This is a genomic window from Bradyrhizobium sacchari (genome assembly GCF_002068095.1).
GTDB classification, from domain to species: Bacteria; Pseudomonadota; Alphaproteobacteria; order Rhizobiales; family Xanthobacteraceae; genus Bradyrhizobium; species Bradyrhizobium sacchari.
On sequence record NZ_LWIG01000033.1, the window covers coordinates 23,498 to 29,821 of the forward strand.

6 protein-coding genes are annotated in these 6,324 nt (G+C 65.1%); 2 read left to right on the forward strand and 4 right to left on the reverse strand.

The window, feature by feature from the left end:
• Nucleotides 1-109: 109 nt before the first annotated feature.
• Nucleotides 110-1,183 (forward strand): tRNA preQ1(34) S-adenosylmethionine ribosyltransferase-isomerase QueA, encoded by a 1,074-nt coding sequence (queA, locus tag A5906_RS28125; RefSeq protein WP_080138481.1) that lies wholly within the window; start codon nt 110-112, stop codon nt 1,181-1,183.
• A gap of 91 nt (nt 1,184-1,274) precedes the next feature.
• Here queA and A5906_RS28130 read toward each other — a convergent pair whose 3' ends face one another.
• The 4 genes from A5906_RS28130 to A5906_RS28145 all read right to left on the reverse strand — a co-directional run bounded on the left by A5906_RS28130 (nt 1,275) and on the right by A5906_RS28145 (nt 5,426).
• Complete coding sequence (locus A5906_RS28130) at nt 1,275-2,312, reverse strand: aspartate-semialdehyde dehydrogenase (protein ID WP_080138482.1); 1,038 nt, start codon at nt 2,310-2,312, stop codon at nt 1,275-1,277.
• A 232-nt stretch (nt 2,313-2,544) separates the two neighbouring features.
• Nucleotides 2,545-3,147: a PepSY domain-containing protein gene (locus A5906_RS28135; RefSeq protein WP_080138483.1), complete on the reverse strand. Its 603-nt coding sequence runs from the start codon at nt 3,145-3,147 to the stop codon at nt 2,545-2,547.
• 245 nt (nt 3,148-3,392) lie between these two features.
• Nucleotides 3,393-4,139: a TetR/AcrR family transcriptional regulator gene (locus A5906_RS28140; RefSeq protein ID WP_080138484.1), complete on the reverse strand. Its 747-nt coding sequence runs from the start codon at nt 4,137-4,139 to the stop codon at nt 3,393-3,395.
• A gap of 129 nt (nt 4,140-4,268) precedes the next feature.
• Entirely contained in the window at nt 4,269-5,426 is a 1,158-nt protein-coding gene (locus A5906_RS28145; protein ID WP_080138485.1) for a patatin-like phospholipase family protein, read from the reverse strand.
• 230 nt (nt 5,427-5,656) lie between these two features.
• Between A5906_RS28145 and A5906_RS45195 the strand changes: the two genes are divergently transcribed.
• Nucleotides 5,657-6,324 (forward strand): tRNA guanosine(34) transglycosylase Tgt (locus tag A5906_RS45195; RefSeq protein ID WP_245326947.1); only part of this gene is annotated, 668 nt, incomplete at its 3' end.

A 6,324-nucleotide genomic window follows, 5' to 3' on the forward strand; every position in this document is an offset into this window, starting at 1 on the left:
TAGCGGTCATTCCGGGGCGCGCGTATGCGCCGAACCCTGAATCTCGAGATTCCGGGTTCGATGCTGCGCATCGCCCCGGAATGACGCGAACTAAGGCGCGACGGCGCTCATGCGCACCGATCTCTTCGATTTCGACCTGCCCGCCGAGCGCATCGCCTTGCGCCCGGCGAGTCCGCGCGATTCCGCGAAGATGCTGGTCGTCGAGAACGGCGCGCTGCGTGACCAGATCATTGCCGACCTGCCGCAATGGCTGAGGCCGGGCGACCAGCTCGTCGTCAACGACACCAAGGTGATCGCGGCGCAATTGAAGGGCCGCCGCATCGGCCGCGAGACCGAGCCGAAAATCGAGGCGACGCTGATCAAGCGCCTCGACGGCTCGCGCTGGCAGGCGCTGGTGAAGCCTGCCAAGAAGCTTGTTGCCGGCGACCGCATCCGCTTCGGCAATGAGGGCAAGGTCTGTCTGCTCGGCCATCTCGATGCCGAGGTTGAGGCCAAGGGCGTTGAGGGCGAGGTGACGCTGTCGTTCTCGTTCCATGGTCCAGCACTGGATCAGGCCATTGCCGATCTCGGCAGCCCGCCGCTTCCGCCCTACATCGCCTCCAAGCGCGCGCCCGACGATCAGGATCTTGCGGACTACCAGACCATGTTCGCGGCGAACGAGGGGGCGGTCGCGGCTCCCACCGCGGGCCTGCATTTCACGCCCGCGCTGGAGCAGGCGTTGCGCGCGCGCGGCGTCGGCATCGTCAGCGTTACGCTGCATGTCGGGGCGGGGACCTTCCTGCCGGTCAAGGTCGACGACACCGACGGCCACAAGATGCATGCCGAGTGGGGCACGATCCCGGCTGACGTAGCCGCAAAGCTCAACACGGCGCGGAAGAATGGTGGCCGCATCGTCGCCGTCGGCACCACGTCCTTGCGGCTGCTCGAAAGCGCGACGAGTGAACACGGGATCGTTCAGCCGTTCGCAGCCGAGACCTCGATCTTCATCACCCCCGGCTATCGCTTCCGCGCCGTCGATATCCTGATGACCAATTTCCACCTGCCGAAGTCGACACTGTTCATGCTGGTGTCGGCGTTCTCGGGGCTCGATACGATGAAGCAGGCCTATGCGCACGCGATCGCGAATGGGTACCGGTTTTATTCGTACGGGGATGCGTGTTTGCTGTTCCGGACGGGGCCGTAGGATGGGCAACGGCGCATAGCGCCGTGCCCACCATCAAGTGCACGGGACGTAATGGTGGGCACGCTTCGCTTTGCCTGCCCTACGATTCCTTCTACGCCATCACCCGCTGCGGCAAGAGCTCGGCGATCTGCACCGCATTCAGAGCCGCGCCCTTGAGCAGCTGGTCCGCCGCCACGAACATCGAGATCGAATGCCCTGAGGGATCGCTGAGGTCCTTGCGGATGCGGCCGACCAGGACGTCGTCCTGGCCCGAGGCGTCGATCGGCATCGGGAAGTAGTTCTTGACGCGGTCATCGACCACCTTCACGCCGGGGGCCTGCGCCATGATGGCACGGACCTGGTCCTCGCTGATGGGCTTCTCGCATTCGAAGGTGATGGCCTCGCAATGGGCGCGCAGCACCGGCACGCGCACGCAGGTGACGCCGACGGCGATGGTCTCGTCCTCGAAGATCTTGCGGGTTTCCTTGATGACCTTGGTCTCTTCGTCGTTGTAGCCGGTCTCGGGGTCGACCGCCGTGTTGTGGTTGAAGAGATTGAACGCGTAGGGGTGCGGCATCACCTTGGGCGTATAGACCTGCCCGTTGAGATTGGCGCGGGTGGACTCGACGAGCTCCTCCATCGCGGCGGCGCCGGCGCCGGAGGCCGCCTGATAGGTCGAGATGATGACGCGCTTGATGCGGTTCTTCTGGTGGATCGGCCAGAGCGGGACCAGCGCGGTGATCGCGGCGCAGTTCGGGTTGGCGATGATGCCCTTGTGGTCGCGGATGCGGTTCGCGTTGATCTCGGGGATCACCAGCGGCACGTTGGGATCCATGCGGAAGGCGGAGGAGTTGTCGACCACGACCGCGCCCGACTTGACCGCGATCGGTGCAAACTTCCTGGAGATGCTGCCGCCGGCGGAGAACAGGGCGATGTCGACGCCCTCGAAGGCGCGCTCGTTCAGCTCTTCGATGACGACGTTCTGGCCGCGGAACGACACCGTCTTGCCGGCCGAGCGGGCGCTGGCCAGCGCCTTGAGCTTGCCGACGCGGAAGCCACGCTTGTCCATGGTGGCGATGAATTCGGCGCCAACCGCACCGGTGACGCCGACAATCGCGACGACGGGATCGTTACTCACTTTGTCCTCCATTGGATTTGAGATTTAGACAACAAAAAAGCCCCGGACCATCGAGGGCGGGGCTTCGGTAGAGCTGATGCGTTTAAGTCGACGACCTACGCGCGCACGCCTCCCCGGGCCCCTCGGGCCGTGGTGGTTTTGGTCGTGCGTTTGGTGGTCGTGAACATGGCGGCGACTTATGCGGGAGAGTTTTGCGCCCGTCAATGGCTTTTCGCCCCGCCGGGTGCGGCGGACAAGCCTGGCGCTATTTGGCCCGGGCGGCCGGCGGCTCCAGGATGACCTCCTTGAGGTCGTCGCCGCTGATTACGACGATCGCGAAACTAAGCCGGCCGCGCTCGCGCACGAGGCCGCCGCTGATGGCCTTGCCCGAGGCTGCCCGCTCGGCGACGCGCACCGCATCGACTAGGCGGTGCCTGATGGCACCGAGCGCTGCGAGGTTGCTGCGATCCTCGAGGTCGAGCTCGGCCAGGGGCAGGGCGGCCTCACCGCCGACGAGCTCGCCGGTCGCGGCATTGATGGTGTGGCGCCAGATGCGGTCGTTGTGCAGGGTTTTCACCCGGTAGACCGGCACGCCCGAGGCGCCGTCGAAACTCACATCGGCAGTCGTGGCGCCGGCATGGCGGGATTCCGCAATTGCCATGGCCTGGCTGATCGTGATCGAGGAACTGCGAAATCGTTCGATCTCGCGGCTGACCGCCTGGCGATCCGCTTCAGCATCACCATCTGTGTCGCTGTGAAGCGCGGTCGGCGTGCCCGCGCTCACGATGGCCTGTGCCGGCGCGGCAATGAGCAGCGCAGCCAAGGCGATCGCAAGCAGTAGCGAGGTCCATCGTTTGGCTGTCGTCATGCTCGAAACCCTCGGGCAGCGAGTGTGCCGAATGATCGTAAAGAATTCGCGGCCGACCTTGGGCAAAGGCCGGCCGCGGAGCGTCGTAGCAGGTTGTGCCCGCCGCGTTCGAAACAGCACGAACCTCTTTGGGGCTGGTGAAAAAGCGGTCAGTGCTGCTATAACAAAACCATACCGTATCGTTTTATTTTGGTCAATGCGGCTGCGCCGGCCCCTTGGGGGAAAATCGCAAGCTCACGGAATTGTCAGCGGGGGAGGCGGCGGCGCGGCGTGCCCTTGGCAGCGTCCTTGACGCGGTCGGCGGGGCCCAGCGCACCGGCCAGGAACAGCTTGATCGCGGCGCGCATCCGCTTTTCCGCGGACTTCATCTCGATCGCCATTCCGAACGTCGCCATGCGGTGGTTGTGGCCGGCAACGACGTCGAGAAACACTTCGGCTGCGATGGTGGTGTCTTCGATGTCCAGCGCGCCCTGCGCCACCAGGTGGTCGAAGAAGCGCGCCGTGGTGGCGACAGCCTTGAGCCAGCCTTCCTCCTTGCCGAGCTTGGCAACGTCGGGGAAGTTGATGGCCTGCGACGTCATCATGCGGCTGAAGGCGATGGCATCGGGCCCACAGGTGAAGGTCAGCATTTCGCGCCCGATCTCGACCAGCCGCTGCTCGACGGAGATGTCGGCGGCGCTGGAGAGCTGCGTCTCCGCCGCAGCCGATAGCGGCGCAAGCCAGCGTTCGATCTCGCGCCTCAGCACGGCCGCAAACAGGCCGCGCTTGTCGCCATAACGGGAATAGACGGTGGGCTTGCTGACCCGCGCTGCTTCCGCGACCGCATCGAGCGAGGTCGCGTCAAAGCCGCGGTCCAGGAACAGGCGGGTGGCGACTTCGATCAGCCGCTGGTCGCGTTCGATGGCGGCGGTCTTCGTTGGCCGCCCGCCGCGTGACTTCGGCAGCTCGCGCCGTGGCGCTGCCGATCGTGGTTTGGTCGCAGTCAATCCCATGCCCAATGATTCCTGCGCGTTGCCTCTCATTCGCTCTATATCGCGCAGGAGCGGGGGCGTCATCGCGAATCTGGCCGAATTGGCCGTATCGTCAACGGATTTGGCAATGTGTCGTTCCGTCACGAGGGTTCACGGCAGCGTTGAACTCCAAGCCTGGCCGGAGGCGGCCTTCTCATAGCCGTACTGATACAGCGCCCGCATATAGCCGGTGTCGAACCCTTCCGACGGCGGCGCCGGATAGTCGCGTGCGATGTAGGAGAGATGGAAGCCGAGGTGGTTGCGCCTGGCGAAATCATAGGTCGAGAAGATGATCGAGCGGGTCTGCGACTGGGTGATCGCCGACAGACTGCGTGAAGCGACGTCGATGGTGCTGTTGGACACCAGCTCGAAATTGCGTTCGATCTTCTTGTTGACGAGGATGTAGATGTCCATTCTTGCGCTGCCCGGCAGGCGGCTGCCCTGGAACAGCAGGGCTTCCGGCAGCGTCAGAACCGGTGCCGTCACGCCGCCATCGACATGCATCTCCTGAAACCGGCGGCCTTCGCCTTCGGCGTCGATCATGATCGGCGGAAACACCAGGGGAATGCTGGCGGAAGCCGCCATCACGTCGCGAAACAGCTTGAGCGCCTCGGGTGTGCCGACGGCCGCGATCTTGCCCATGTCCCAGATCGCGGTGCGCTGGGTGTCGAGATCGGTCGTCACGATCAGCAGCCTGCGGCCCTTGGCGTTCTCGCGCGCGACCTGCGCCATGATCTCCGGCCCGACATAGCGGGCGACGAGTTCGCGCAGCCGCGTGTTGCCGAACAGGCCGGATCCGAACAGCACGCGCATGATGCTGGGATCGTTCAAGAGGCTCTCCGCGATGCCGCTGGTGTAGACCTCTTTCAGCGTGTCGTCATATTGCGAGCCGAGGAATGCAAACGGCGCGATCAGGCCGCCGGTGCTGACGCCCGAGACCACCGAGAAGGTGGGACGGGTTCTGGCCGCGGACCAGCCGTTGAGCACGCCGACGCCGTAGGCGCCATCGGCACCGCCGCCGGAGAGCGCCAGATAGGTTTTCGTCGCGGTGTTGGTGTCCTTCTCGAAGCTGAATTTGGTGACGGGGTCGTCGGCGTAGCGGCGGAGCCCGTCGATATCGAGCACGCGCGAGGCTTGGGCTTCGGCAGCCGTGTAGGGCGTGCGCGGCAGGGAGGTGCAGGCGCCAAGGGCCAGGCTTAATCCCAGCGCCAGAAGTCCGGTCAGGCGGGTGGCGGACTGTCGTATTCCGCCCGGCGAAGGCACGGACATTTCGGTCGAACATGAAGGGAAAGGCATTGTCGGCGGCTGGCGGATCACACAAATACAGCCGCCGGCACATTCACCGCGGCATTCCCGTCCAGCCCAGGATAAAACTACACTGTGTCGTTTTATTTGGCAACCCGGGCGGAACTCACGTCCGCGTCAAATCGGTCAAGCCTGGGGCATTGCGTGGTCCGAGCGGGTTGATCGGCCTCGCCCGGCACGCAATAAGCACGGCCATGAATCGTCCCGACACTGATCTTCCCAATCATTTCGAGTTGCTCGCCACCGATGGCGCGGCGCGAACCGGCCGCCTGACCACGCCGCACGGCGTGGTGCGAACCCCGGCTTTCATGCCGGTCGGCACCGCCGGCGCCATGAAGGGCATGCACTGGCGCGAAGTGCGCGAGGCCGGCGCCGACATCGTGCTCGGCAACACCTATCATCTGATGCTCCGCCCCGGCGCGGAGCGGATCGCAGCGCTCGGCGGCTTGCAGCGGTTCACCGGCTGGAACGGGCCGATGCTGACGGATTCCGGTGGCTTCCAGGTGATGTCGCTGGCTGACCTGCGCAAGGTCACCGAGAACGCCGTCACCTTCCGTTCGCATATCGACGGCGCCAAGGTTGAGCTGTCGCCGGAGCGATCGATCGAGGTGCAGCGCTTCCTCGGCTCGGACATCGCCATGCAGATGGACGAATGCGTGCGGCTGCCCGCCGAGCGCGACGACATCGACCGCGCGATGCGCCTGTCGCTGCGCTGGGCCGAGCGCTCGAAGCGGGCTTTCGAAAGCGCGCCCGACGGCTACATGCTGTTCGGCATCGTGCAGGGCGGCGACATTCCGCAGCTTCGTCACGCCAGCGCCCAAGGCCTCGTCGAGATCGGCTTCCACGGTTATGCGATCGGCGG